The organism is Streptomyces sp. CB00316 (genome assembly GCF_001905595.1).
In the GTDB taxonomy this organism is placed as follows: Bacteria; Actinomycetota; Actinomycetes; order Streptomycetales; family Streptomycetaceae; genus Streptomyces.
Genome location: NZ_LIXI01000011.1, coordinates 61,947 through 86,585 on the forward strand (window position 1 = coordinate 61,947; position 24,639 = coordinate 86,585).

At 72.4% G+C, this 24,639-nt stretch carries 25 protein-coding genes and 5 tRNA genes; 11 read left to right on the top strand and 19 right to left on the bottom strand.

What is annotated here, in order from left to right:
• Window positions 1–32: 32 nt before the first annotated feature.
• Window positions 33–488, bottom strand: coding sequence for a TIGR02611 family protein (locus AMK21_RS27160; RefSeq protein ID WP_073881834.1), 456 nt, complete (start codon window positions 486–488; stop codon window positions 33–35).
• Between the two features lie 190 nt (window positions 489–678).
• Between AMK21_RS27160 and AMK21_RS27165 the strand changes: the two genes are divergently transcribed.
• Complete coding sequence (locus tag AMK21_RS27165) at window positions 679–1,092, top strand: SsgA family sporulation/cell division regulator (protein WP_003959770.1); 414 nt, start codon at window positions 679–681, stop codon at window positions 1,090–1,092.
• A 265-nt stretch (window positions 1,093–1,357) separates the two neighbouring features.
• Window positions 1,358–1,954, top strand: coding sequence for a CGNR zinc finger domain-containing protein (locus AMK21_RS27170; protein ID WP_073881835.1), 597 nt, complete (start codon window positions 1,358–1,360; stop codon window positions 1,952–1,954).
• Here the strand turns inward: AMK21_RS27170 and AMK21_RS35560 are convergent.
• On the bottom strand, window positions 1,949–2,104 hold the full coding sequence (locus AMK21_RS35560) for a hypothetical protein (protein WP_199863297.1): 156 nt from the start codon (window positions 2,102–2,104) through the stop codon (window positions 1,949–1,951). The genes AMK21_RS27170 and AMK21_RS35560 overlap by 6 nt on opposite strands.
• Before the next feature lie 187 nt (window positions 2,105–2,291).
• Complete coding sequence (locus AMK21_RS27175; RefSeq protein WP_073882102.1) at window positions 2,292–2,762, bottom strand: hypothetical protein; 471 nt, start codon at window positions 2,760–2,762, stop codon at window positions 2,292–2,294.
• Window positions 2,763–2,943: 181 nt separating this feature from the next.
• Between AMK21_RS27175 and AMK21_RS27180 the strand changes: the two genes are divergently transcribed.
• On the top strand, window positions 2,944–3,459 hold the full coding sequence (locus AMK21_RS27180; protein ID WP_073881836.1) for a DsbA family protein: 516 nt from the start codon (window positions 2,944–2,946) through the stop codon (window positions 3,457–3,459).
• Between the two features lie 27 nt (window positions 3,460–3,486).
• Here the strand turns inward: AMK21_RS27180 and AMK21_RS27185 are convergent, their stop codons facing one another.
• The 3 genes from AMK21_RS27185 to AMK21_RS27195 form a co-directional block, all read right to left on the bottom strand.
• Complete coding sequence (locus AMK21_RS27185) at window positions 3,487–4,323, bottom strand: GNAT family N-acetyltransferase (protein WP_073881837.1); 837 nt, start codon at window positions 4,321–4,323, stop codon at window positions 3,487–3,489.
• A 63-nt stretch (window positions 4,324–4,386) separates the two neighbouring features.
• Window positions 4,387–5,208 carry an aminotransferase class IV gene (locus AMK21_RS27190; RefSeq protein WP_073881838.1) on the bottom strand — a complete coding sequence of 274 codons (822 nt, stop codon included), beginning with the start codon at window positions 5,206–5,208 and terminating at the stop codon, window positions 4,387–4,389.
• Window positions 5,205–6,257 (bottom strand): chorismate-binding protein, encoded by a 1,053-nt coding sequence (locus AMK21_RS27195; RefSeq protein WP_073881839.1) that lies wholly within the window; start codon window positions 6,255–6,257, stop codon window positions 5,205–5,207. The genes AMK21_RS27190 and AMK21_RS27195 overlap by 4 nt, the downstream gene beginning before the upstream one ends.
• A gap of 174 nt (window positions 6,258–6,431) precedes the next feature.
• Between AMK21_RS27195 and AMK21_RS27200 the strand changes: the two genes are divergently transcribed.
• The 5 genes from AMK21_RS27200 to AMK21_RS27220 all read left to right on the top strand — a co-directional run bounded on the left by AMK21_RS27200 (window position 6,432) and on the right by AMK21_RS27220 (window position 6,877).
• Window positions 6,432–6,504: transfer RNA gene (locus AMK21_RS27200), tRNA-Gly, on the top strand.
• A 37-nt stretch (window positions 6,505–6,541) separates the two neighbouring features.
• Window positions 6,542–6,615 (top strand) — tRNA-Cys (locus AMK21_RS27205).
• A gap of 1 nt (window position 6,616) precedes the next feature.
• A tRNA-Val gene (locus AMK21_RS27210) sits at window positions 6,617–6,688 on the top strand.
• A gap of 19 nt (window positions 6,689–6,707) precedes the next feature.
• A tRNA-Val gene (locus AMK21_RS27215) sits at window positions 6,708–6,779 on the top strand.
• A gap of 23 nt (window positions 6,780–6,802) precedes the next feature.
• Window positions 6,803–6,877: transfer RNA gene (locus AMK21_RS27220), tRNA-Val, on the top strand.
• A 54-nt stretch (window positions 6,878–6,931) separates the two neighbouring features.
• Here the strand turns inward: AMK21_RS27220 and AMK21_RS27225 are convergent.
• From AMK21_RS27225 to AMK21_RS27235, 3 genes are all read right to left on the bottom strand, one after another.
• Window positions 6,932–7,237 carry a zf-TFIIB domain-containing protein gene (locus tag AMK21_RS27225; RefSeq protein ID WP_030574246.1) on the bottom strand — a complete coding sequence of 102 codons (306 nt, stop codon included), beginning with the start codon at window positions 7,235–7,237 and terminating at the stop codon, window positions 6,932–6,934.
• Window positions 7,238–7,303: 66 nt separating this feature from the next.
• Window positions 7,304–8,326 (bottom strand): aminoglycoside phosphotransferase family protein, encoded by a 1,023-nt coding sequence (locus tag AMK21_RS27230; RefSeq protein WP_073881840.1) that lies wholly within the window; start codon window positions 8,324–8,326, stop codon window positions 7,304–7,306.
• A 313-nt stretch (window positions 8,327–8,639) separates the two neighbouring features.
• Window positions 8,640–8,846, bottom strand: a complete 207-nt coding sequence (locus AMK21_RS27235) for a hypothetical protein (protein WP_015607417.1) — start codon at window positions 8,844–8,846, stop codon at window positions 8,640–8,642.
• A gap of 592 nt (window positions 8,847–9,438) precedes the next feature.
• Here AMK21_RS27235 and AMK21_RS27240 point away from each other — a divergent pair.
• The gene (locus AMK21_RS27240; protein WP_073881841.1) at window positions 9,439–10,773 is read left to right on the top strand and encodes a protein kinase domain-containing protein; all 1,335 of its coding nucleotides are present in this window, start codon (window positions 9,439–9,441) and stop codon (window positions 10,771–10,773) included.
• Window positions 10,774–10,792: 19 nt separating this feature from the next.
• Here AMK21_RS27240 and AMK21_RS27245 read toward each other — a convergent pair whose 3' ends face one another.
• From AMK21_RS27245 to AMK21_RS27280, 8 genes are all read right to left on the bottom strand, one after another.
• Window positions 10,793–11,611 (bottom strand): TrmH family RNA methyltransferase, encoded by an 819-nt coding sequence (locus AMK21_RS27245; protein ID WP_073881842.1) that lies wholly within the window; start codon window positions 11,609–11,611, stop codon window positions 10,793–10,795.
• 83 nt (window positions 11,612–11,694) lie between these two features.
• Window positions 11,695–13,005, bottom strand: a complete 1,311-nt coding sequence (cobA, locus tag AMK21_RS27250) for a uroporphyrinogen-III C-methyltransferase (RefSeq protein WP_073881843.1) — start codon at window positions 13,003–13,005, stop codon at window positions 11,695–11,697.
• A 297-nt stretch (window positions 13,006–13,302) separates the two neighbouring features.
• A complete protein-coding gene (gene cobT / locus AMK21_RS27255; RefSeq protein WP_073881844.1) occupies window positions 13,303–16,878 on the bottom strand; it encodes a nicotinate-nucleotide--dimethylbenzimidazole phosphoribosyltransferase in 3,576 nt (1,191 codons plus the stop codon).
• A 333-nt stretch (window positions 16,879–17,211) separates the two neighbouring features.
• On the bottom strand, window positions 17,212–18,450 hold the full coding sequence (gene cbiE / locus AMK21_RS27260) for a precorrin-6y C5,15-methyltransferase (decarboxylating) subunit CbiE (protein WP_073881845.1): 1,239 nt from the start codon (window positions 18,448–18,450) through the stop codon (window positions 17,212–17,214).
• A 130-nt stretch (window positions 18,451–18,580) separates the two neighbouring features.
• The gene (locus tag AMK21_RS27265) at window positions 18,581–19,228 is read right to left on the bottom strand and encodes a GNAT family N-acetyltransferase (protein ID WP_073881846.1); all 648 of its coding nucleotides are present in this window, start codon (window positions 19,226–19,228) and stop codon (window positions 18,581–18,583) included.
• Window positions 19,229–19,404: 176 nt separating this feature from the next.
• Window positions 19,405–20,271 carry a MetQ/NlpA family ABC transporter substrate-binding protein gene (locus tag AMK21_RS27270; protein ID WP_073881847.1) on the bottom strand — a complete coding sequence of 289 codons (867 nt, stop codon included), beginning with the start codon at window positions 20,269–20,271 and terminating at the stop codon, window positions 19,405–19,407.
• Between the two features lie 70 nt (window positions 20,272–20,341).
• A complete protein-coding gene (locus AMK21_RS27275; protein ID WP_073881848.1) occupies window positions 20,342–21,013 on the bottom strand; it encodes a methionine ABC transporter permease in 672 nt (223 codons plus the stop codon).
• Window positions 21,010–22,101, bottom strand: a complete 1,092-nt coding sequence (locus AMK21_RS27280; RefSeq protein WP_073881849.1) for a methionine ABC transporter ATP-binding protein — start codon at window positions 22,099–22,101, stop codon at window positions 21,010–21,012. Before AMK21_RS27280 ends, AMK21_RS27275 begins: the two co-directional genes overlap by 4 nt.
• A 605-nt stretch (window positions 22,102–22,706) precedes the next feature.
• On the opposite strand from AMK21_RS27280, the gene AMK21_RS27285 reads away from it, so the two are divergent.
• Window positions 22,707–23,066, top strand: coding sequence for a hypothetical protein (locus AMK21_RS27285; protein WP_073881850.1), 360 nt, complete (start codon window positions 22,707–22,709; stop codon window positions 23,064–23,066).
• 1 nt (window position 23,067) lies between these two features.
• Entirely contained in the window at window positions 23,068–23,502 is a 435-nt protein-coding gene (locus tag AMK21_RS27290) for a hypothetical protein (protein ID WP_073881851.1), read from the top strand.
• Between the two features lie 27 nt (window positions 23,503–23,529).
• Here the strand turns inward: AMK21_RS27290 and AMK21_RS27295 are convergent, their stop codons facing one another.
• The gene (locus AMK21_RS27295; RefSeq protein ID WP_073881852.1) at window positions 23,530–24,033 is read right to left on the bottom strand and encodes a GNAT family N-acetyltransferase; all 504 of its coding nucleotides are present in this window, start codon (window positions 24,031–24,033) and stop codon (window positions 23,530–23,532) included.
• A 37-nt stretch (window positions 24,034–24,070) separates the two neighbouring features.
• Window positions 24,071–24,625 carry an RNA polymerase sigma factor gene (locus AMK21_RS27300; RefSeq protein WP_073882103.1) on the bottom strand — a complete coding sequence of 185 codons (555 nt, stop codon included), beginning with the start codon at window positions 24,623–24,625 and terminating at the stop codon, window positions 24,071–24,073.
• Between the last annotated feature and the right edge of the window lie 14 nt (window positions 24,626–24,639).

Below are 24,639 nucleotides of genomic sequence, written 5' to 3' on the forward strand. Positions count from 1 at the left end.
TCCCCGGCACTGTTCGCCGGCCGTCCGCGGCCCTACTCGCCGACCGTCCACGGCAGGGCGAGGCCGAACTTCCAGATGTAGATCCCGACCAGCACCGCCATGATCACGAGCCCCACCGTGGTGAGGATGATGTTGCGCCGCCGGACCTTGGGATCCAGCGCCCGCTGGGCGGCCTCGGTGACCTTGCGCTTCGTCCAGCGCAGCACCAGCTGGGCCCAGACGAACTCGGTCGCCCAGATCGCCATGCCGCCGAAGATCACCAGCCAGCCGGGCCCCGGCAGCACCAGCATCAGCACACCGGCCACCACCACGCCCAGGCCGACGACGAAGACGCCGACCTGCCAGCTCAGGTGCAGCGGTTTGGACGCCTTGATGAACCCCGGCGCCCGCGATCCCAGCTCGCGTTCCACCTTGGTCGTGCCCCCCGTAGCGGACTCCGGGGCCGCCTTCCCGGCGGCCTCGATCCGCTCGTCACTCTCCGCATTCATGGAGCTCAACCTACCCGACCCGTCATCGTCACTTGAATGGGCGCATGACTCAAAGTTACACACCGCTGGGCGAGGGACCCGAAACATCACAAATGGGTCAGAGGGGTTTACAACACCACCGTAGGTGGCATGTCGATTTCGCCGACGTGCGAATCCCCGAGCGCACACTGAGCGAAAGGCCCTGGCGCTTATGAACACCACGGTCAGCTGCGAGCTGCACCTGCGCCTCGTTGTGTCGAGCGAGTCCTCACTGCCTGTACCCGCGGGCCTGCGGTATGACACGGCCGATCCCTATGCCGTGCACGCCACCTTCCACACCGGAGCGGAGGAGACGGTCGAGTGGGTCTTCGCCCGTGACCTCCTTGCCGAAGGGCTGCACCGGCCCACCGGCACCGGAGACGTCCGCGTCTGGCCATCTCGTAGTCACGGTCAAGGCGTCGTATGCATCGCCCTGAGCTCTCCAGAGGGAGAAGCCCTGCTCGAAGCTCCGGCGCGAGCCCTGGAGTCGTTCCTGAAAAGGACCGACGCCGCGGTTCCGCCCGGCACCGAGCATCGTCACTTCGATCTCGACACGGAGCTCTCCCACATCCTGGCCGAGAGCTGAGCCAGGCCGAGAGCTGCCCGGCGCCGTCCGACTCGGGGAGACGGCGTCGCGTGGACAACCACATAAGGCAGACACCGGCGCCGGCGCCGCGGAATCCACCGCGGTGACGGCGCCTGTGCGTGCACCACGTCCCCAGGAGCGGGCCGGTGGCCGTGGAGTGCCTCCGCTCCCGCAGGCCCGCACCGGGCCGGGGAGCGGCCGGGTGAGCCAGTAGAGTCAGCCGCCATCGGCGGGCGCCCGCCCGCCGGAGGCCAGGGAGCGAAGCGTGCTGATCCCTCACGACACCCGGATCGCCCTCGACACGGTGGTGGATCTGGTGAACACCGCACCGGAGAGCGAGCCGCCCGAGGACGGCCCGACGGACGGACTCGTGGACGGGCCGGAGGACGGGCTCGCCGATCTCCCGGCGCTGTACGCCTTCGCCGAGCGCCACCACATCAGCGGCGTCGGCACCCTCGGCGAGAAGGACCTCGAAGCCGTACGGGCCGTCCGGAGCCGCTTCGCCGAGGTCTTCGCCGCGCCCGACGCCCGCAGCGCGGCCGACCTCGTCAACCGGCTCGTCGCCGCGGCCGGGACCACACCCCAGCTCACCGACCACGACGGCTACGACTGGCACGTGCACTACTTCGCCCCGGACGCATCCCTCTCCGACCACCTCGCGGCCGACTGCGGCATGGCGCTGGCCTTCATCATCGTGGCCGGCGAACAGGAGCGGCTGCGGCGCTGCGAGGCGCCCGACTGCGGGCGCGCCTTCGTCGACCTCTCGCGCAACCGCTCCCGGCGCTACTGCTCCAGCCGCACCTGCGGCAACCGGCTCCATGTCGCCGCGTACCGGGCCCGGCGCCGGGAGGCCGGGTCATAACAGGAACAGGTCGTGCAGTGCCGCCATCAGCAGCAGGCTCCCGACGACCGTCAGGAAGATCATCAGGGGTGGCTGGGAAAGCGCGAAGAGGCAGCCACGGGGCTCTTCGGCAGGGGGTGCGGGGGCTTCGCCCCGGGATGTGTCCAGCATCTCGGGGTGATCATGACTCACCCGCGACCCGTTGGCGGTCAACCTGACCCATCGCCCCGGGAGTTCACCGTCCCGTGGCCCTCTGGAATCGCTCCGGCGTCCGAGATGCCGTCAGGCATTCGGAACGCTGGGCGCGCCGGTCATGCTCCTTCGGATGCCGTCGCTTCCTCGGATGCCGCGCCCTTCGTCAGATGCCGTGCTTCTTGAGGATCGCCTCGATGTCGCTGAAGTCGTCGCCGGGCGCCGCCGCCTCCTGCTTCTTCTTCGGCTTCGCGGCCGCAGACGACGCCGAGGACGGCCGGGCCTGGCTGCCGGCGCCGAGCGAGGGCGCGGAGGCGCCCGGGGCCACGGCCTCGTTGCGCTCGGCGGCCCGCGCGGCCTTGCGCTCCGCACGCGTGGTGCCGCTGCGGCGCTCGACGGCCCGGGTGGTCATGAAGAGCGCCCAGGCGAGGCCGAGCACGCCGAAACCGATCCAGACACTCGGCTTGAACGCGATGCCCGAGAGCCACTCGACGACGCCGGTCAGGACGAGGCCGACGGGTACGAGGGAGTAGGCGGCGATCCTGGTCGCGGTGAGGAACCGCTTGCGGTACGCGGTGATCGCGGCGATGCCCAGGCCCGCCGCCGACGCCGCGGAACAGATGGTCTCGGCAAGCATCGTGGCCTCCAGGCGCAGGGGGAACGTCCCCTCCATCCTGCACCGACGACCGGCACAGGGGCCACGGCGCCGGTCCACTTCAGGGACATTTCAGGGCCGGGCTCCTCCGCAGGTGCCGGTCACCGCCATGGGCCGCGGGTGCCGATTGGGAGCTGCCGGTACGTCCTGAAAGACTGGCCCCATGAGCGAATCCACCCCTGCGGCACCGGTCGTCCTCGACATCTGGTGCGATCTCGAATGCCCCGACTGCCACCAGGCCCTCAGCGATGTACGCGCCGTGCGTGCCCGGTACGGCGACCGCGTCGAGATCCGGCTGCGGCACTTCCCGCTGGAGAAGCACAAGCACGCCTACGCCGCCGCGCAGGCCGCCGAGGAGGCCGCCGTCCAGGGCAAGGACTGGCCGTACATCGAGGCTCTCCTCGCCAGGACCGAGGAGCTCGGGAAGGCCGGTGAGCCGGTGCTGCTCGACGTGGCCCGTGAACTCCATCTGGACGCGGAGGAGTTCGACACCGCGCTGATCGACGGCCGCCATCTGCTGATCGTCGACGCCGACCAGGCGGAGGGCAAGGCGATCGGGGTCACCGGCACTCCCACCTATGTCATCGGCGACGAGCGGCTGGACGGCGGCAAGAGTCAGGAAGGGCTGCGCGAGCGGATCGAGGAGATCATCGACCGCCGCCTGGCCGCACAGGGCTGAGGCAGGTGCACGGACGACCGAGGCCGCCTACAGCGCCTTGGCCAGGTTGAACAGCGTCGTCGCGTAGCCGAGCGACTCGTACAGCCGCAGTGCCGGGGTGTTGGCCGCGAAGACGTGCAGGCCGAGCCGGTCCTGGCCCCAGGAACGGGTCTCGTCCTCGGCGAGGAGCATGAGGGCCCGCCCGAAGCCCCGGCCACGGTGCTCCTCGCGCACCTCGACGTCGAAGACGAAGCCGGCGGTCCGGCCGGGCTCCAGCTCCCGCAGGGCCAGCCAGACATGGCCGACCACCTCACCGCCGTGGACCAGCACCCGGAACCGCACGCCCTCGGTCGCCAGCCCCTCCGGGAGGTTCCCGGCGTGGTCGGCCTCGGACTTGAGCCGGGCCTGCTCGGGCGGCACGCCCCGGTCGGTCCACTCCTGCGCGTACGACCGCACCGCCTCGCGCAGCCAGTCCGCGTACTCCCGCTCGCTCATCGGGCGCGAGGTGAGGCCCTCGGGGAGGGGGACGGTGTCCGGGCCGAGGGTCTTGACCATGTTGCGGCTGCGTTCGGTGTAGCCGAGCGCGGCCGCAAGGCGTCGGGCGGGATCGTTGTCCGCCGGGACCTCGGTCCGTACGTGGGTGCAGCCCCACCCCCGCAGCACCTCCTCGGCGGCGAGCGCGGCGATGGTGCCCCGGCCGCGCCTTCGCCTCGCCTTGTCGACGCTGAGGGAGCGCACCACCCCGGCCGAGGCGCCGAACGCGTCGTCGGTGCTGATCGATACGGCGCCGACGGGACGGCCGTTGTCGCACACGTCGTAACTGCGCGCCCGCGCACCGTCGGCGCCTTGCTGAAGCGGCCCGGATGGCCGGAGTGTCGTGGTCATCAACGGTTTGTATCCCCTGGACGGTCCCACGTCACGCGCTTTTCCGGCCCCGCCGGAAAGGGCTTACGGGTCCAGGTCGTTCCCGGCCCGCTCGTCGAAGATCCGCATGGCCTTCGACGTCACCGGTCCGGGCCCGGGCGCCAGCTCCCGGTCGTCCACGCGGTGAACGGCCTGGATGTCGCGGAGCGTGGAGGTCAGGAAGACCTCGTCGGCCTCGGCGAGCACCTCCATCGGCAGGTCGCTCTCCTCCGCCCCGGTCCACTCCACGGCCAGTGCTCGGGTGATCCCCGCGAGGCACCCGGAGGCGACCGGCGGGGTGTGGATGCGGCCGTCGAGCACGACGAACACGTTGGACCCGGTCCCTTCGCAGAGCCGGCCGGCCGTGTTCGGGAACAGCGCCTCGGAGGCGCCCCGCTCACGGGCCCGGGCGAGGGCGACGACGTTCTCGGCGTACGACGTGGTCTTGAGCCCGGTGAGCGCGCCGCGCTCGTTACGGGTCCAGGGGACCGTGATCACCGCGGTGGTGTCCGGGCGCCGGCTCACCCCGTCCAGCGCGACGACGAGGCTGGGCCCGGCGGTGCCGCGGTCCGAACCGAGTGGGGAGAGCCCGCCGGTGTACGTGATCCGCAGCCGCCCCAGCGGAACGGGGTTGGCGTCGATGACCGCAGTCACGGCGCGCCGGACCTCGTCCAGGTCCGGGTCGGGCAGGCCGAGGCCGCGCGCGGAGCGGGTGAGGCGGTCGAGGTGGCGGGTGAGGGCGAAGGGGCGGCCCTCGCTGGTACGGACCGTCTCGAAGATGCCGTCGCCCACAGTCAGCCCGTGGTCCAGCACCGACAGCCGGGCATCATCGGCGTCCCGCAGTCCGCCGTTGACCCAAATCCTCATGAATCGGTCCTTCCTGTCTGCTCGAACCCTGTCTGCTCGAACGTGCCCGACGCTACAGCGAGCAGCCGCGACGCCTTCAGTTCGGTCTCGTCCCATTCACGCTCCGGGTCGGAGCCCCAGGTGATGCCGGCGCCGGTGCCGAAGCGCAGGAGCGGCGAGGGGCCGGTCCGGTCGATCCAGAACGTCCGTATGCCCACGGCCAGCGAGGCCGTTCCCCGGTCGGCGTCGACCCAGCCGACCGCGCCGCAGTACGGCCCGCGCGGTGACCGCTCCAGCTCCTCGATGATCCGCAGCGCGCTGGACTTCGGGGCCCCGGTGACGGAGCCGGGCGGGAACGCCGCCGCGAGCAGTTCCGGCCAACCCGCCCCCTCGGCCAGCTCGCCCCGCACGGTGGAGACGAGGTGGACGAGGCCCGGGTGCTTCTCCACGACGCAGAGGTCCGGGACGGTGACGCTGCCGGTCGCGCAGACGCGGCCGAGGTCGTTGCGGACCAGGTCCACGATCATCACGTTCTCCGCGTGGTCCTTTTCCAGCAGATCGCCCTCGGTGCGCCCGGTCCCCTTGATCGGTCCCGATTCGACGGTCCGCCCGTCCCGGCGGAGGAACAGCTCGGGGGACGCGGTGGCGACCTCCACCCCGTGGCCGGGCAGGCGAATCGTTCCTGCGTACGGTGCCGGGTTGCCGCGCGCGAGCAGGGCGGCCAGGGCGTCGACATCGGCCCGGAGGGGGTCGGGCAGCGGCGCGGAGAGGACGCGGCAGAGGTTGGCCTGGTAGACCTCGCCCGCGGCGATGTACGCACGGATCCGCCGTACGCCCGCCGTGTAGGCGTCACGGTCCAGTGAGGTCGTCCACTCCGCGGCGGCGGGCCCGCGCCAGGCTCCGGGCACGGGGGCGGGCACCTCCTCCCGGCGCACGGAGGAGAAGCGGGCACAGACAGCACGACCCTCGAAGTCGGCACATACCGCCCAGAAACCGGACGAGTCCAGAGCCGAGGGATCGTGGGTCACATCCTGGAGACCGGAGGCGACGAGGCCGCCGAAGCGGGCCATGGGAGCGAGGGGGAACACCCTGCTGAGTCTAGAACCGCCCGCGATGACCTGCGTCGGGGCGGCGGTACGGCGGCGCTACGGCGACCATCTGCGCAAACGCGTTTTTGTACTGGCCCGGGAATCCGCTAGAGTTCAACACGTCGCCGGGATGCGCAAGCGGTCCGGGAAAGACAAGCGGACGTAGCTCAGTTGGTAGAGCGCAACCTTGCCAAGGTTGAGGTCGCCAGTTCGAACCTGGTCGTCCGCTCGCAGAAGGTGGGGGATCTTCCCGAACCCCCACCCCTGGTGGAGTGGCCGAGAGGCGAGGCAACGGCCTGCAAAGCCGTCTACACGGGTTCAAATCCCGTCTCCACCTCCAAGGACGATTAGCTCAGCGGGAGAGCGCTTCCCTGACACGGAAGAGGTCACTGGTTCAATCCCAGTATCGTCCACTGATCCGCAAGGATCCCCGCGCGATTAGCTCAGCGGGAGAGCGCTTCCCTGACACGGAAGAGGTCACTGGTTCAATCCCAGTATCGCGCACGCGGTAAAAGCACGGTCGTCCCGCGCGATTAGCTCAGCGGGAGAGCGCTTCCCTGACACGGAAGAGGTCACTGGTTCAATCCCAGTATCGCGCACCACCGAGAACCCCCGGTCGTATCGACGACCGGGGGTTCTTTCGTGCCTGTGCCCTGTCAGGAGGAGAAGAGCATCCTCCCGAAGCCCTTCTGGCGGCGGTGGCCGTAGTGCCCGCCGTGCTGCTGGCCGTACTGCGGAGCGCCCCAGGCCGGGGCGTGGGCCGGCGGAGCCGCCTGCGGGTAGGCCTGGGGGGCGGGCGGCGGGGGCGGGGCCTGCTGGGCCCACTGCGACTCCAGGCGGGTCAGCGACTCCAGCTCGCCGTAGTCCAGGAATATCCCCCGGCAGCCGCTGCACTGCTCGATCTGGACACCGTTGCGGTTGTACGTCTGCATCTGCGCGTGACACTTGGGACACTGCATCATTCGGCTCGGCTCCTCGCCCTCGTTGTGCCGCCGCCGGAAAGCCTGTCCGGCGGCGGTCCGTTCAGCCTACGACGCGGACCCGGCCGCCAACTCGGGTGGGAACGTAGCGATTCGGGCACAGGAATCGATCATCAGCTGCTCCATCTCGTCCGGCTCCCGGCCCTCCGCCGCGCACTTGGCCAGGGCGACGGCCGCCGTCTGGACGGTCAGCGCACGGGCGGGGACGTCCAGTTGCGGCCAGGGGTCCCCTTCGGGTGGCACGGCGGGCCCCCCGGCCGACCGGTAGGCGTCCAGGAACAGCAGCCAGTCCTCCGGGGCCAGCACCCCGGCCGCGTACCAGGCGGCGGGCCGGGCGAGGTCCCAAGCGGGGTCCCCCCGCCCAGCGTCGTCCACATCGATGAGCAACCAGGGCCCGTCCGGAGCGGGATGGCGGACGAGCTGCCCCAGGTGCAGGTCCCCGTGGCAGAGGAAGCCCGACCGTGCGGCGGGGGACGCGGCCTCGCCCCGCGCCCAGGCCGGCAGGGCGTGCCAGGCGGCCTGTACGGGGAGGACCGCGGCGTCGCCGGGGAGGGCGGCGATCATCCGGTCGACCGCGCGGGCCGCCTTGACCGGGCCGCGCATCGGCGGGGCCGGGAGCGGGAGCGGAGAAGCGGTTCGGTGGAGGCGGGCGAGCAGGACGGCGGCGTCTGCCCAGGGGGCCGCGTCGGGGTCCCTGGGGTCGACGGGGGTGCCGTACGGCCAGAAGGTGACGGGGCGGGGGACGGCTCCCGCCGTATCGGGCGGGCCCGGGGCGGTGAGCGGCGCGAGGAGGATGCCGGACAGCTGCGGCGCCGAGGCCAGGGCGAGGCGGGCCGCCAGGGCGTCGCGGTCGATGTCGGCGGCGTGCGCCTTGGCCACGACCGGGCCGCTGCGGACCACGGTGCCGTCCGGCCGGTCGGCCAGGAGTTGAGGCGGCTCGCAGGTGCAGGGAGTTTCGGGCGGGTGGTGGAGGCGGAGGCGGTGGGCCAGGGTGCCCAGCTCACGGATGACCGGCTCGCGGGAGGCGGACGCGGGAGTGGGTGGCTCACGGTCGACTGAGGTTGAGGTCATACGCAACGTCTCCCCGGCAACGGTCGGTCCCGGCCCTGCCACCGGTCCCCGCTGAGCGTACGCCGCAGCCGGGGGCGGAAGGCGGTGGAGTCCGCCGGGCGGGGCGCCCGCGCGGGCCTCGCCTGGTTCGTACCGGCGTGTCCCCGTCCCCGTCCCGGGGCATGCGGACACGTGAAACCGGCCCGGACAGCGCGATGCCCGGTCAGCTCCCCAGCTGACCGGACAAACGCTGCCGTCCGCCGCACCCCCGTCCCCACGGGGCTGTTGGCCCGATACCTGGCTCCGGACCGCTCTTCCGGACCCCTGGCGCCGCTCAGCGCCCCAGCATCACAGCCACGGACGACGCCTGTGTGACCACCGCGTCCCAGCCGCCGAAGGCGACTGCGAGCAGGGCCGCCAGGGGGAGAACCATGGCCGTCGCCACCAAGGGGTGACGGGTGCCGGACGGGCGGGCGCCGAACGAGGCGTAGGCCTTGCGTCCCTGCGTGCGGATCATGGTCCGCGTTGCCGTGTCCGACATGGTTCCTCTCCTGACCTGATGTGGAGCGACGGGCGTGTGACCTCGGGGGACGAGTGCTGCGCCCGCCGCTTGATCTCAACATTAGGCAACCGGTGAGCACGGGGCGTCATGCCCGCGTACCGAATCCCGGGCCTCCCGGAGGATGAGCCACCGGTGGTCGGCGTACTCCCCTGGGTGGAGACGGCCCACGCGGTCCTGGGGTCATCCCGGAGGGGCCCAGGGGGCCACCACCCCCGGGAAGGGTCGCGGCGGGTGACTTCACTCACTCCCCCCACTCTCCGAAGGAGGGTGCATCGGCCTCCGCGGCAGCCTCTCAGGGCCATCGCCGTGTACGTCCGGGTGGTATCGACACCCTCTCCGACCGACTCGTCCCGGCCACCATGGCCGGATCCAACACCTCTTGTTCGAAAGCCCTTTGCCGCCTCACGGCGGCCGACGGGCCCGGAAGTAGCGCCCGCTGACCGCCCTTCACTTCTCCCGTCGCGCACGGACAATCGAATCCCCGGTGAGGGCGCGGCCTCTGAGCGCACCGGGCGCGGGGTACGTAAGCTGTGCCTCGTCAGGCGGACCAGGCAGCGGGGATGGGCAGACGATGGCGATGATGCGGCTCCGGCGCGAGGACCCGCGTCTCGTCGGCTCGTTCCGGCTGCACCGGCGGCTCGGCGCGGGCGGCATGGGCGTGGTCTACCTCGGCTCCGACCGGCGCGGTCAGCGGGTGGCGCTCAAGGTGATCCGGCCCGACCTGGCGGAGGACCAGGAGTTCCGTTCGCGGTTCGCGCGCGAGGTGTCCGCCGCGCGGCGGATCCGGGGCGGCTGCACGGCCCGGCTCGTCGCCGCCGATCTGGAGGCGGACCGCCCGTGGTTCGCGACGCAGTACGTCCCCGGCCCCTCGCTGCACGACAAGGTCGCCGAGGAAGGCCCCCTGGCCGCCGCCGAGGTGGCCTCGATCGGCGCGGCGCTCTCCGAGGGCCTGGTCGCGGTGCACGAAGCGGGCGTGGTCCACCGGGATCTGAAGCCGTCGAACATCCTGCTCTCCCCCAAGGGCCCCCGCATCATCGACTTCGGCATCGCCTGGGCGACCGGGGCCAGCACGCTGACCCACGTCGGTACGGCGGTGGGGTCGCCCGGCTTCCTCGCGCCCGAGCAGGTCCGGGGCGCGGCGGTGACCCCCGCGACGGACGTCTTCTCGCTCGGCGCGACCCTGGCGTACGCGGCGATGGCCGACTCCCCCTTCGGGCACGGCAGTTCCGAGGTCATGCTCTACCGCGTGGTGCACGAGGAGGCGCAGCTCCACGGGGTGCACGACGCTCTGGCCCCCCTGATCCGCGCCTGCCTGGCGAAGAATCCGGAGGAGCGGCCGAGCACGCTCCAACTGTCCATGCGGCTCAAGGAGATCGCGGCGCGCGAGGCGCAGGGCCTGCACGAGAGCAGGCCGCCCGCCCAGCGTTCGGCCCAGGACGCGGACCGGCCCACCGGCCGGCTCGACGGCCCGTACACCGAACAGCACACCCGCCGCGCGGAAGGCCCTTCCTCCGCGTCCCGCCCGCAGCAGGGCCGGCGTCCGGCGTCCTCGCGTTCGGGGGCCGGGGGCGCGCCGCGCACAGGTGGGTCCCGGCCGCAGCGGGCGCCGCGCGGCACCACGGGTTCCGGGAAGCGGCCGGGCACGACGCACGGCAGGCCGGGGACCCGTTCCGGGGCCCGGACGACCTCGGCGGGACGGCGTCCGGCCAATCCCCGGCTGCTGCGCCAGCGGCTGGTGGTGTTCGTGGTGGTCACGCTGCTGGTGGCGCTGGGGATCGCGGCCGCGCAGGGGTGTCAGGGACCGGCGCGCGGGCTGGGCGGGGGCGAGCAGCCGAACAGGCCGAGCACGGTGTCGCAGGAGCAGCGGGCGCACGTGCCGGGGCAGGTGCGGCCCGAGCTGCTCTGAGGCCTCGCCTCAGCCCGTCTCAGCTCTCCGGGCGGCCCGTCGCCACCGCGTAGAACGCGACCGCGGCCGCCGCGCCGACGTTCAGCGAGTCGACGCCGTGCGCCATCGGGATGCGGACCCACTCGTCGGCGGCCATCAGCGCCTTCGTGGACAGCCCCTCCCCCTCCGCGCCGAGCATCAGCGCGACCCGCTCCAGCCGGTGCGGGGCCGCCTCGTCGATGCTGGTGGCCTTGGGGTCGGGGGTGAGGGCGAGGAGCCGGAAGCCCGCTCCCCGCACGGTCTCCAGCCCCTTGGGCCAGGCTTCGAGGCGCGCGTAGGGGACGGAGAAGACCGCGCCCATCGACACCTTGACCGAGCGGCGGTAGAGCGGGTCCGCGCAGTCCGGGGAGAGCAGGACGGCGTCCATGCCGAGAGCGGCGGCGCTGCGGAAGATCGCACCGATGTTGGTGTGGTCGTTGACCGACTCCATGACCACCACCCGGCGGGCGGTGGTGAGGAGTTCGTCGGCGGTGGGCAGCGGCTTGCGCTGCATGGAGGCGAGCGCCCCGCGGTGGACGTGGTAGCCGGTGACCCGTTCGGCGAGCTCGGGGGCGACGGCATACACCGGGGCCGGGACCTCGTCGATGACGTCGCGCATGACGTCGACCCACTTGGCGGAGAGCAGCATCGACCGCATCTCGTAGCCGGCGTGCCGGGCGCGCCGGATGACCTTCTCGCCCTCGGCGATGAAGAGGCCCTCGGCGGGCTCGCGCCGTCTCCGCAGTTCGACGTCGGTCAGGCCGATGTAGTCGCTCAGGCGCGGGTCGTCGGGGTCGTCGAGGGTGATGAGATCTGCCACAGGGTGATACTGCCTTGTCCGGTGTGCGGTGCCAACGCCTGGGAGGAGATGTGTAACCGCGGGTTACCTGGTGGGGTCCGACTTCATTCGGCCGACGGGTCGGCCTGTTGCGGTGCGGAGTCCGGGCCGACCGCGACGACATCGCCGACGACGATCACCGCGGGCGGGCGCACGTCCTCGGCGACCGCGCGTTCGCCGACGTCCGCGAGGGTCGCGTCGACCCGGCGCTGGGCGGCGGTGGTGCCCTCCTGGACGAGGGCGACCGGGGTGGCCGGGTCCTTGCCGTGGGCTATCAGGGCGGCGGCGATGGCACCGATCTTGTCGACGGCCATCAGCAGGACGAGGGTGCCGCGCAGCCGGGCGATGGCCTCCCAGTCGACCAGCGATCGCGGGTCCTCGGGCGCGACATGGCCGCTGACCACGGTGAACTCGTGGGCCACGCCCCGGTGGGTGACCGGGATACCGGCCGCCCCGGGGACGGAGATGGTGCTGGAGATGCCGGGGACGACGGTGCACGGGATGCCTTCGGCGGCCAGCGCCTGGGCCTCCTCCATGCCCCGGCCGAAGACGAACGGGTCGCCGCCCTTGAGCCGGACCACGGCCTTGCCCGCCTTGGCGTGCTCGATCAGCGCCTGGTTGATCGCCTCCTGGGCCATGAACCGGCCGTACGGGATCTTCGCCGCGTCGATCACCTCGACGTGCGGCGGCAGTTCGTCGAGCAGGTCGCGGGGGCCGAGGCGGTCGGCGATGACCACGTCGGCCTCGGCGAGGAGGCGGCGGCCGCGCACCGTGATCAGGTCCGGGTCGCCGGGGCCGCCGCCGACCAGGGCGACGCCGGGGGCGCGGGTGCGGTGGTGCGGGGCGGCGAGGGTGCCGTCGCGCAGGCCCTCGACGATGGCGTCGCGGAGGGCGGCGGAGTGGCGGGGGTCGCGGCCCTGTGGGGTGGTGTTGAGGACGGCGACGGTGATGTTGCCGATGCGGCCGGTGGCCGGGGTCCAGGCGGTCGCGGCCTCGGCGTTGTCGGCCCGTACGCACCAGGTGCGGGTGCGCTCGGCCTCGGCGGAGGCGGCATCGTTGGCGGCGGTGTCGGAGGAGGCGACCAGGGCGTACCAGGTGTCGGCGAGGTCGCCGTCCTGGTAGCGGCGGCGCTCCCAGCGGATCTCCCCCGCGTCCGCCATGGCCTCGACGGAAGGCGTCGCGGACGGGGAGATGAGGGTGATGACAGCACCGGTGGCGATGAGCTGCGGCAGCCTGCGCTGCGCGACCTGGCCGCCGCCGATGACGACGGTGCGGCGGCCGTGCAGGCGCAGTCCGACGGGGTACGCGGGGTGATCGGCGTGGTCGGTGCGACCAGCGCTCTCGGCGTGACCTGCGTGGTCTGCGTGCTCGGCCATGGCGGTGCGGGCTCCTCGTGCGGGGTGCTGCGTAGGGGCCGCTGCGGCGGTGGAGCGGCTGTGACGTGCGGAAGTGGGGGGGTGCTGGGTGGGGAACACGATACGGGGTGGTGGGGGGTGGGGGCGGTGGGGGCGCCTGCGGCGGGCCTGCCCCCCACCCCGCCCCTTCCCGGAACCAGGGCTCCGCCCCGGACCCGCTCCTCAAACGCCGAAGGGGCTGGGACGGCGAGCCCCGGAGGGGCTGGAAGGGCAAGCCCTCGAAGAGCTGGGGCCGCCACCCCCCGGCGGGCCGAGGGACTACTTCTCCGTCACTCCCGCCGCGTCGAACGTCGCCACCTCGTGCATCGCCCGTGCCGCGCTCTGCACGATCGGCAGCGCCAGCAGCGCGCCCGTGCCCTCGCCCAGGCGGAGGTCGAGGTCGACCAGGGGGCGCAGGCCCAGTTTGTTCAGGGCTGCCACGTGGCCGGGCTCCGCGCTGCGGTGGCCGGCGATGCAGGCGGCCAGGGCCTCGGGGGCGATGGCCCGGGCGACCAGGGCCGCCGCGCCCGCGCTCACGCCGTCCAGGATCACCGGCGTACGCAAGGAGGCGCCGCCGAGGAGGAAGCCCGCCATCGCGGCGTGCTCCAGGCCGCCGACCGCCGCGAGCACGCCGATCGGGTCGGACGCGTCCGGCTGGTGGAGGTCGAGGGCTCGGCGTACGACGTCGACCTTGCGGGCGTGCATCTCGTCGTTGATGCCGGTCCCCCGGCCGGTCACCTCGGAGGCGTCGCTCCCCGTGTAGACGCAGATCAGCGCGGCGGACGCGGTGGTGTTGGCGATGCCCATCTCACCGGTGAGCAGCGCCTTGTTGCCCGCCGCCACCAGGTCGCGGGCGGTCTCGATGCCGACCTCTATGGCGGCGAGGACCTCTTCCCGGCTGAGGGCGGGGCCGGTGGTGAAGTCCGCGGTGCCCTTGCGCACCTTGCGGGGCAGCAGGCCCGGGGTCGCGGGCAGGTCCGCCGCGACGCCGACGTCGACGACGCAGACCTCCGCGCCGACCTGCGCGGCGAACGCGTTGCAGACGGCTCCGCCACCCAGGAAGTTCGCCACCATCTGCGCGGTGACCTCCTGCGGCCAGGCCGTGACGCCCTGGGCGTGCACTCCGTGGTCACCGGCGAAGATCGCGACGGCCGCGGGCTCCGGGATCGGCGGCGGGCACATCCGGGAGAGGCCGGACAGCTGCGCGGAGATGATCTCCAGCATGCCGAGCGCCCCGGCCGGCTTGGTCATCCGCTTCTGCCGCTCCCACGCCTCGCCGAGCGCCTTCGCGTCGAGCGGGCGGATGGCGGAGACGGTCTCCTGGAGCAGGTCGTGCGGCTCCTCGCCGGGCAGCGCGCGCCGGCCGTACGTCTCCTCGTGGACGACCCAGGAGAGCGGGCGGCGCTTGGACCAGCCCGCCTGCAGCAGCTCGGGCTCCTCGGGGAACTCGTCGACATAACCGACGCAGAGGTACGCCACGACTTCGAGGTGTTCCGGCAGACCGAGGGCACGGACCATCTCACGCTCGTCGAAGAAGCTGACCCAGCCGACGCCGAGGCCCTCGGCACGGGCCGCCAGCCACAGGTTCTCCACGGCGAGCGCCGAGGAGTAGGGAGCCATCTGCGGCTGTGTGTGGCGGCCGAGGGTGTGGCGGCCGCCCCGGGTGGGATCGGCGGTGACGACGATGTTCACCGGGGTGTCGAGGATCGCCTCGATCTTCAGTTCCTTGAACTGCTTCGCCCGGCCCTTGGGCAGCGACTCGGCGTACGCCTCACGCTGGCGCTGGGCCAGTTCGTGCATGGAACGGCGCGTCTCGGCGGACCGGATGACGACGAAGTCCCACGGCTGCGAGTGGCCGACGCTCGGCGCGGTGTGCGCGGCCTCAAGCACCCGGAGCAGGACCTCGTGCGGGATCGGGTCGCTGCGGAAGCCGTTGCGGATGTCCCGGCGCTCGCGCATGACCCGGAGCACCGCCTCGCGCTCGGCGTCGTCGTAGCCGGGTGCGGGCGGGGTGAAGGGCTCCTGGGGTGCCGCCGCCTCCGCGGCGGGCTGCTCGACCGGCTGCTCTTCGAGCTCCGGGGTCTCGATGACCTCGGGGCCGGTGCCGTCCTCGGCGTCGGCTGCGGCTGCGGCTGCGGCCACCGGCTCCGGGTCGACGGTGGGGGCAGGGGCGGGTTGCACGGGCTCCGCCTCCGCGGCGGGTTCGGGGGCCGGCCGCGGCGCCGCCTGTTCGGGCTCGGGCTGCACCTCGGCGGGCACGAGGGTAACGGCGGCGGGCTCGGGGGCCTCCACGGCCTCCTCGACCGCCGGGGCCGGTTCTGCGGCCTCCACCGGCTGTGCGGGGTCGGCGGCAAGCTCCTGCTGCTGTACGGGAGCCTGGGGCTCCGGAACGGCGGCGTCCACCGGGACGGACTGCGCTTCGGGCTCGGCCGGAACATCAGCGGGCGCGGCGGGCACCTCCACCGGCACCTCCGCAGGCGCCTCTGCGGGCAGCTCCGTCGGGGCCACCGCTTCCGCCGGAGCCTGAGGCTGCTCGGCGACGGCCGGCTCCGGGACGACCGCTTCTGCCGGGACCACCTGCTCCACCGGCTCGGGCTGCACGACGACGGGCTCGGGGACCTGCGCGGGCTCGACCACAGCCTCGGGCTCGACCGGCTGCTCCACCTGAACCGGAGCCACCGCCTCGGCTTGCACCTGCTGCTCCGGCTGCACCGGCTGCTCGGGCTCGGCAGGAGCGACCGCCTCGGGCTGCACCGGCTCTTCGGGCTCGGCAGGAACGACCGCCTCGGGCTGCACCGGCTCTTCGGGCTCGGCAGGAACGACCGCCTCGGGCTGCACCGGCTGCGGCACGACCTGCTCGGGCGGGGCCACGCCCTCCGGCGCGACCGGCTGCTCGGCCTCGACCGGTGCCGCCGGCGCTGCGGTCTCGGGCACCGCGACCGGCTCGGCAGGAGCCTCGGCCTCGACAACGGCCTCGGCCGCCGCTTCAGGCTCCACCACCGGCGCCGGGCCGGCAGAGGTCTCCACCGACACCGCCGGCTGCTCGGCCTCGACCGCGGCCGTCACCGGCGCCTCCGGCTCGGTCTGCGGCTGCTGCGGCGGCGGCCCCCACGGCGACGCGCCCTGCGGCGGGATCTCGCCCAGCTGCGGGCCCGGCAGCAGCGAGGCCTGGGCTTCGAAATACTCGGGGCCGGGCACCGGCGGGCTCGCGTGGCGGACGGGAGGAGCCGTCCTCACCGCTCCGGCCGGGCCCCGGTCGGCCAGCGAGCGGACCACGCCGCCACCCTGCGTACCGCCGCCGTACGACGGGGCCTCGGCCGATGCCGGGCCCCGCTGCAGGGGGCGGCGGGCGGGGGCCTGCGCGTGCGCGCCGACCGGCGTCGGGGTCTGCACGGGCGCGGGGGCCGGAGCCGGGATCCGTACACCGCTGACGTCGACGGAGCCGGTGTCACGGCCGCCGGACTCGTGCGTGCCGTGCACCGCCTCGGCGGGCGCCTGCCCCTCCTGGCCCTGCGCGGGGACCTGCGGCTGCGTCGCGTACTGCGGCTCCTGCCGCTGGGCCTGGAACTGCTGTGCCGTCTCCTCCGGAGCCGGAGCGGCAGGGGCCTGGGCTGCGGGGGGCTGGGGAGCCGGCGCCGGAGCGGCCTGAGCCTGCGGGGCCGCCGGGGTCTGGACCGTCTGCGGGTCGCTCCACGCGCCCTGGGAGGCCGGCATCAGCAGGAGGTCGTCGTCCTCGGGTGCGTGCTCGGAGGGGTCGAGGAAGGTGTACGCGTCCGGGGCGGGGATGCCCGGCTGCTCCACCATGCCTGCGTTCTCCGGCAGTCCCTCGCCCGGGATCTGGCCGGTGTCAGTCATGCGTACCCCTCGCCCATCGTCAGTGCTCCTTCGGCCCTTCGCCCGGGACGCCGAACCACGGCACGCCGGTGCTCGTCATGCGAACGAGCGGGCTCGCCGCGCGGCACGAAACGCCCGCGGACCTCTTCTTATTCTCGCGGCCGTTCGCCGCCGTGGCAGGAAGTTCCGCCACGGCTCGCTGTGGACTGCGCCACGTCGCGCGTCCCCCGGTTGGTGCCGTACCACAGAGCGGAACAAAACAGTCCACTTTTCCGGACATTGACGAACGAAGCGACGAACGTCCGGGCGCGGTACAACAATCGGCCAGCCTACCTCCCGTACCGGGCGGAGAGGTCAGGGGGCGACGTCCGAACGCCGTGCGGAGAGAAGGAACACGACGGACCGTTCGCGCTCGGTCCACACCTCGGTGTCCAGGTCGACGGACTGGAGCAGCGAGCACGCGACGGTGTAGCCGTTGCCGGTCAGCGCCGCGCCGAGGGCCTCGGCCTCGTCCCGGGTGGAGGCGTGCGTGACGATGCGCTCCGGGCGCCGGTCCACGACGGCCCGGACCACCGGGACGCCGCCGCCCCCGACCCGTACGACATCGGGTTCGGGCAGCCGTTCCAGGACGTGCGGGGCCCGGCCGCAGACGATCTGGAGCGGTACGCCGAAGGCGCGGGCCGCGGCGTCCGTACGGGAGCAGGCTCCCGGGTCGGCGTCCACCGCCAGCACGGCCGCGCCGAAGCGGGCCGCCTCCACGGCCAGGGCACCGCTGCCGCAGCCGATGTCCCAGACCAGGTCGCCGGTGCGGGGGCCGAGGATGGCCAGCTGGGCGGCGCGCAGATTCGGGGACTCCCCCTCGCCGGACTCCTGCATGCGTGTCGCTCCGGCCTCCCGGTAGGCGTCGGCGGGCAAAGCCCAGCCCCGGACACCCTGGGGGTAGGCGGGCTCGCGGCCGGCGAACCAGGCGCCGGTGGCAGTGGTCTCGGGGCCGCCGCCGATGACGATGACGACGTTGGGGTCGCGCCAGGTGTGGTCGGCGGCCTTGTCGGAGGTGAGGACGGTGACGCGTTCGCGGTCGGTGCCGAGCTCCTCGCAGATCACGAAGGTGCGGTGGACGCCTTCGAGGAGGAGGGCCAGTTCGGCGGGGCCCGCGCCCGGTGAGGTGAGGACGGCGACCTTGTGGTGGGCCCGGCAGACGTTGACGGCGCGGCGCAGGGTGCGGGGGTGGGCGACGACGACCTGGGCGTCGTCCCAGGCCATCCCGGCCCGGGCGAAGGCGGTGGCCACGGCCGAGACGGCGGGGACGACCTCGACTTCGAGCCCGTGCTCGGGGGCGCGCAGGGTGCGGACGACACCGAAGAAGCCGGGGTCGCCGTCGGCGAGGACGACGGCGCTGCCGCGGTGGCCGGCGATGCGGCGGGCGGCCAGGTCGACGCTGCCGAGCCGGATGCGCTCGGCGCCCTTGGGCACTTCGGGCAGGACGAGGTGGTGGGCGGCGCCCGCGACGAGCGTGGCGGCCGAGAGCGCGGCCGTGGCCGCTCTGGTCAGTGGCGAGCCGTCCCAGCCGATCACCGTGACCCGGTCGGCCATCGTCGTCTGTCTCCTGGGGGTGTCGGAGGGGGCGGGACTGCCCGGCGGTGGCGGGCAGGGGTGAGAGTACCTGGTCGGGCTCGGGGTCCGGCCGGTGGCCTCGGCCCGGCACCGCCCGGCCCGTGCGGGGTCACTTCCAGTCGTTGTACGTGCCGTAGCCGCCGGCGTCGGCCAGCTGCTCGGCGACGCCTTCGAGGTCCTCGGGGAGGAGACCCCAGACGATCAGGTCGGTACGGATATCGGTCCAGCCGCCGTCGGTGCCGTTCTCGGTCCGGGTCCGAGCGATCCGGGCGTTGCGCAGGACGCCCTCGCTGATGCAGCCGAGCTTCTGCGCGACCTGCTGGGAGGCGGTGTTGTCGGCGGGCGTGCGCAGCTCGATGCGTTCGAAGCCCTGGTCGCGGAAGAGCCATTCGGCGACCGCCAGCACGGATTCGGTGGCGTACCCTTCGCCGCGCGCCCAGGGGGCGGTGATGTAGCGGACCTCGGTGGCCAGGGTGCGCCAGTCGGTGTTGAGGAGGCGGACGCTGCCGACGAGCCGCTGGGTGAGGAACTCGGTGACGGCGAGGGCGATGCCGTGGCCCGAGGTGCGTTCCCCGGGGGCGATTCTGCGGACCCAGCGTTCGGCGTCGACCTGGGTGTACGGGTGCGGTCCGTCGGTCCAGGCGGTGACCATCTCGTCGTTCATCATCTCGATGTACGCGGGGATGTCGGCCATCTCGAAGGGGCGCATCACCAACCTGTCCGTGCTGATGGAGATGGACGGAAAGGTGGTAGTCATGCGCAGCTCCATGCAGAAGACCGGGTAAAAGCGAAGACCGGGTAAAAGCACAGCATGCAGCATCGCATCCGCGGTGTGCAGGGGCGGGTCCGCACGACGGAGCCCCGCGCCTTCCCGGGGGAAGGGGCGGGGCTCCGATGAGCAAGTGCCTGATGGAGGTCAGGACTTGGCGGGGGTCAGGACGTGGCCGGGGCGCCGAAGGAGGCGATGACCGAGCCCTGGTAGGTGTCCTCGATGAACTTCTTCACCTCGTCGGAGTTGAGGAGCCGCGCGAGCTTCTCGACCCGCGGGTCCTTCTCGTTGCCGTCCTTGACCGCCAGGAAGTTGGCGTACGGGTTGCCCTCGGCCTTCTCCAGGGCGAGGGAGTCCTCGGCCGGGGAGAGCTTGGCCTCCAGGGCGTAGTTGCCGTTGATGACGGCGGCGTCCACGTCGTTCAGGGCGCGGGGCACGGTGGCGGCCTCCAGCTCCTTGAACTCCAGGCCCTTCTTGTCGGTGATGTCGCTCAGCTTGGCGGTGGTGCCGACGCCGTCCTTGAGCGTGATCAGGCCGTTCTCGGCGAGCAGCTGGAGCGCGCGGCCGCCGTTGGTGGTGTCGTTGGGGACGGCGACGGTCTGGCCGGCCTTGATGTCCTTGAGGTCCTTGATCTTCTTGGAGTAGAGACCGAGGGGCTCCAGGTGCACGTTGACGGCCGGGACGATGGTGGTCTTGTTCTTCGCGTTGAAGTCGTCCAGGTACGGCTTGTGCTGGAAGAAGTTGGCGTCGACCTGGCCGGACTGGGTGGCGGTGTTCGGCAGGACGTAGTCCGTGAACTCCTTGACCTCCAGCTTGAGGCCCTCCTTCTCCGCCAGGTTCTTCTTGACGAAGTTCAGGATGTCGGCGTGCGGCGTCGGGGACGCGGCGACGACCAGGGCCTTGGAGGTGTCGGCCTTGGCGCCGCTCTCGCTCCTGGCGGCCGGGTCGGAGTCCGTACCGCAGGCGCTGAGGCCCAGGGCGAGGGCGGCGGCGGAAGCGACGGCTGCGGTGATCTTGATGTTCTTGCGCACGAAAAGTGCCTCTTTCTCAACTTGGTGGTGCGCCCGGACAAGGAGTTCGGGCTTGATGGGGACGGAAAGTTCAGGAGGCGGTGCGTCCGCGGCGGGCCAGCAGCCGGACGGTGATGTCGCCGATCAGCTGGATCACGCTGACGAGCACGATGAGAAGTGCGACGGTGATCAGCATGAACTGGTTGTCGAAGCGCTGGAATCCGTAGGTCACGGCCTTGGAGCCGAGTCCTTCGCCGCCGACCGCACCGGCCATCGCGGAGTAGCCGATGAGCACGATGAGAGTGGTGGTGACACCCGAGACGAGCGAGGGCAGCGCCTGCGGCAGGAGCACCTTGCGGACGATGGTGGGGATGGAGCCGCCCATCGACTGCACGGCTTCGACGAGCCCGTGGTCGACCTCCCGGATCGCCGTCTCGACGAGCCGGGCGAAGAACGGGATGGCGCCGACGGCGAGCGGGACGATCATCGCGGTGGGGCCGATGAAGGTGCCGACGACCCAGGTGGTGAAGGGGATCAGGGCGATCAACAGGATGATGAACGGCAGCGAGCGGCCGATGTTCACGATCACGCCGATGACCTTGTTCACCGCGGTGTTCTGGAGCAGTCCGCCCTTGTCGGTGAGGACGAGCAGGACGCCGAGCGGCAGTCCGCCGAGGACGGTGACCAGCGCCGACCACAGCACCATGTAGAGGGTGTCGAAGGTGCCCTGGGTCAGCAGGGGCTGCATTTCGGACCAGGTCACTTGACGACCTCCTTGGTGATCGCGGCGGGGGTCTGCTCCGGCACGACGGCCGCGGTGGTCGCGCCGTGGGCCCGGGGGCCGTTCTCGCCCTCGACGACCTCGGCCTGGAGGCCCTGTTCGCGCAGGAAGCCGATGGGGACGACGTTCTCCTCGAACCGGCCGGGCAGCTCGATGCGCATCCGGCCGATCTGCTTGCCGCCGACGGTGTCCATCGCGGCGCCGAGGATCGAGATGTCGATGTTGTACGTACGGGAGAGCTGGGAGATCACCGGCTGGGTGGCGGATTCCCCGTGGAAGGTGACGTCCACGACCGTACGGTCGGGCCCGGAGGCGGTCCCTCCGACCGGGAACAGTTCGCCGGCCAGCTCGGAGCCGGGGGTGGCGAGCAGTCCGCCGACCGTGCCGGACTCCACGATCCGGCCGCGCCGCATGAGGGCGGCGGAGTCACAGATCGTCTTGACGACGTCCATCTCGTGGGTGATCAGCAGGATGGTCAGACCGAGCTGCTGGTTGAGGTCGCGCAGCAGCTGAAGGATGGAACGGGTGGTCTCGGGGTCGAGGGCGGAGGTCGCCTCGTCCGAGAGCAGCACCTTGGGGTCGCCCGCCAGGGCGCGGGCTATGCCCACGCGCTGTTTCTGGCCGCCGGAGAGCTGCTTGGGGTAGGACTTCGCCTTGTCGGCGAGGCCGACCAGGTCGAGGAGTTCCTTGGCCTTGCGGGTGCGCTCCTGGCCGGAGACTCCGAGGATCTCCAGCGGGAGCTCCACGTTGTCCAGGACGGTGCGCGAGTCCAGCAGGTTGAAGTGCTGGAAGACCATGCCGATGCGGGTACGGGCCGCGCGCAGCTCCGCGCTCGCCCGGCGGCCGCGCCCGGCGAGGGCGGTGAGGTCCTGGCCGGCCACGGTCACCGTGCCGGAGGTGGGGCGCTCCAGCAGGTTGACGCAGCGGATGAGGGAGGACTTCCCGGCGCCGCTCTGCCCGATGACGCCGTATATCTCGCCCTCGCGGACGTGGAGGTCGACTCCGTCGATCGCGGTGACCTCACGGTCGCGCGACTGGTAGACCTTCGTGAGGCCCGTCGTGGTGATCACAGGGGTTTCCGTCACTGTCGAGTGCGCGGCGCGGGTGTCCGCCGGGCACGGGGCAAACGTCTGAAGAGACTGACTTCGGGCTGGTCGGCCGGTTACGTCTCAGCACGGCTGTGTGCGGCGGTCGGCCGGGGACAGCGCATGCTCGGGCGGCTCGTTCCACGGGGGGCGAACGGCGCAGGCTCGCTCTCGCTTCGGGGCGCGAGGCTCAGGCGGGGGCCCTCAGAAGGCGCGCATTCGACACATACAACGAGCACCGGGCGTACTGATCGCCTCGGTCGCAGGGGTGCGGCTGCTCGTCGTGGTCATGCGCCCCAGTAAAACAGACGTACGCCTGGGCACGAACCCGGCTGTCCGCATTCCGGACAGACGTGGATGGTCGGTGGCGGCGTTTCGGGACGACCCGACGACGTCCGACCGCAAGGCTCTGACCTGCACGTACAGGGGTGGGCGGGGAGGCTGTCCGACCCTGGGGGCGGTCGGCCGCGTGGGTGGTGCAGATGGTCGTTGTGGTCAAGGCCACGGGCAGCGGCACCACGGCGCCGCCGGACCGGGGGCCGGGCGGGGCCGCACGCGGGCGGGCGGTGCGGCCGTAATACCCTCGCTACATGCTTGACGCCCTGACGGTCGCGGTCGCCGTGACCGCGCTCGCCCTCGCCGCCTGGTGCGGACACGCCGCCTACAAGGACCAGCCGACGAAGGACTGGCACTTCATCGGGATGGCCGTCGTGACCTTGCTGGCCTTCGCCCAGCTGGTGGTGGGCATCGTGCAGCTGGCACGCGGGGAGCGGCCGGAGCAGGGGATGGCGGTGTTCATCGCCTATCTGATCGGCTCGTTCGCGGCCGTGCCGGCGGCAGGTGTCCTGTCGCTGTCCGAACGGACCCGCTGGGGTTCGGTGACGGTGGCGGCGGGCGCTCTCGTGCTGGCGGTCCTCGAAGTACGGCTCTACGACATCTGGGGTAACTGACGTGAGTGACACCGAACGCCCCGAGGTGGATGTGGCGCCGAAGCCGTCCTTCGAGCTGGGCACGGGTCCCGGGCGGGTGCTCGTCTGGTTCTACGGGGTGTTCACGGTCGCGGCGGCCTCGCGCTCCATCGTCGAGGTGATCCGGGGCTTCGACCGGGCGCCGCTCGCCTACTCGCTCTCGGCCGTCGCCGCCGTCGTGTACGGGTTCATCACGTACTCGCTGGTGCGCGGGGGCGAGAGGGCCCGCCGGGCGGCGCTGGTGTGCTGCGCCGCCGAGCTGCTGGGCGTCCTCGTCGTCGGCGCCTGGACGCTGGCCGAGCCGTCCGCCTTCCCCGACTCCACCGTCTGGTCGGACTTCGGGATGGGGTATCTGTTCATCCCGGTGATCCTGCCGGTCACCGGGATGATCTGGCTGCGGCGCGCCAAGACGGCCTGACACGGAACCGGGTCAGGCACGGCCCTGTCAGGCGCTGGCCACGAACTCCTGGGCCGCCGCTTCCTTCTCCAGCAGGATGAGCCGGACGCCGTCCGTCCCCGTGGCGTCGCCGACCTGGGCATATCCGGCCCGCCGGTAGAGCCGGAGGTTGCTCTCGCTGCGGTGTCCGGTGTGCAGCCGGAAGCGGGTCGCGGCGCGGTCGGCCGCCAGGGCCGCCTCCGCCGCGTTCAGCAGCCGGGTGCCGAGCCCGTGCCCCTGGAGCCGGGGGTGGACGCAGAGCTTGCCGATCTGGCCCGTACCGTCCGGGTCGGTGAATCCGCGTACCGAGCCCACGACTTCGTCGCCGAGGCGGGCCACGAAGACCAGGTCGTCGGCGACTTCGCCGCGTACCGTGTCGAGGGTCTGGACGAGCGGGTCGATCCGGTAGTTGTCGTACAGCTCGGCCTCGCGCTGGAAACAGAGGTACTGGAGCCGGAAGATCTGCTCCACGTCCTGTGCCGTCGCCGCCGAGATGATCACGCTCATGCCCATGTGTGCACGCCTCCCGCTCACCTGTCCGCCCGGTTGCCTACCGCCCTCTTCCCCGCAGTTCAGGGGCGACAACCTCCGCCGCCAGCATTCTGCGCAGACATCCAAGGCAACGGGAACGGATCGGACCCAAACTCCCCTGTGACATACCCAACTCCCCTGCGATTTCGCGGTAGGTCGGGTCGGTGGGCGCCAGCATCGCGTCCAGCAGCCGGGCGCAACGCCCGGGCAGCCGGGCCATCGCGGCGCGCAGGGCCCGGCGTTCGGCGGCCCCGAGCGCGGCTCCCTCCGGGCTGCCGGCGGCCGGGGCGGCGGGTTCCGTTCCGGCGTACGGGCGTTCCCGCCGGACCGTGCGGCGCCCCTTGCGGGCCTCCGCGCGGACCGTGTCGCGCACCCAGCGGACCGGGTCGCGGGGCGGCACGGCGGCGGTGGGGCGCTCCAGCAGCCGCAGCCATACGGTCTGTTCGAGGTCGGCGGGGTCGAGACCGGCGGCGGGTGCCTCGGCTCTCGCCTCCGCCCGCACCAGGGGCTGTAAGGCGCGGACGACGAGCACGGTGGCGGCGGTCCGGTCGGGTTCATGATCGAGAAGCGTCATGCCCCGGCGGACGT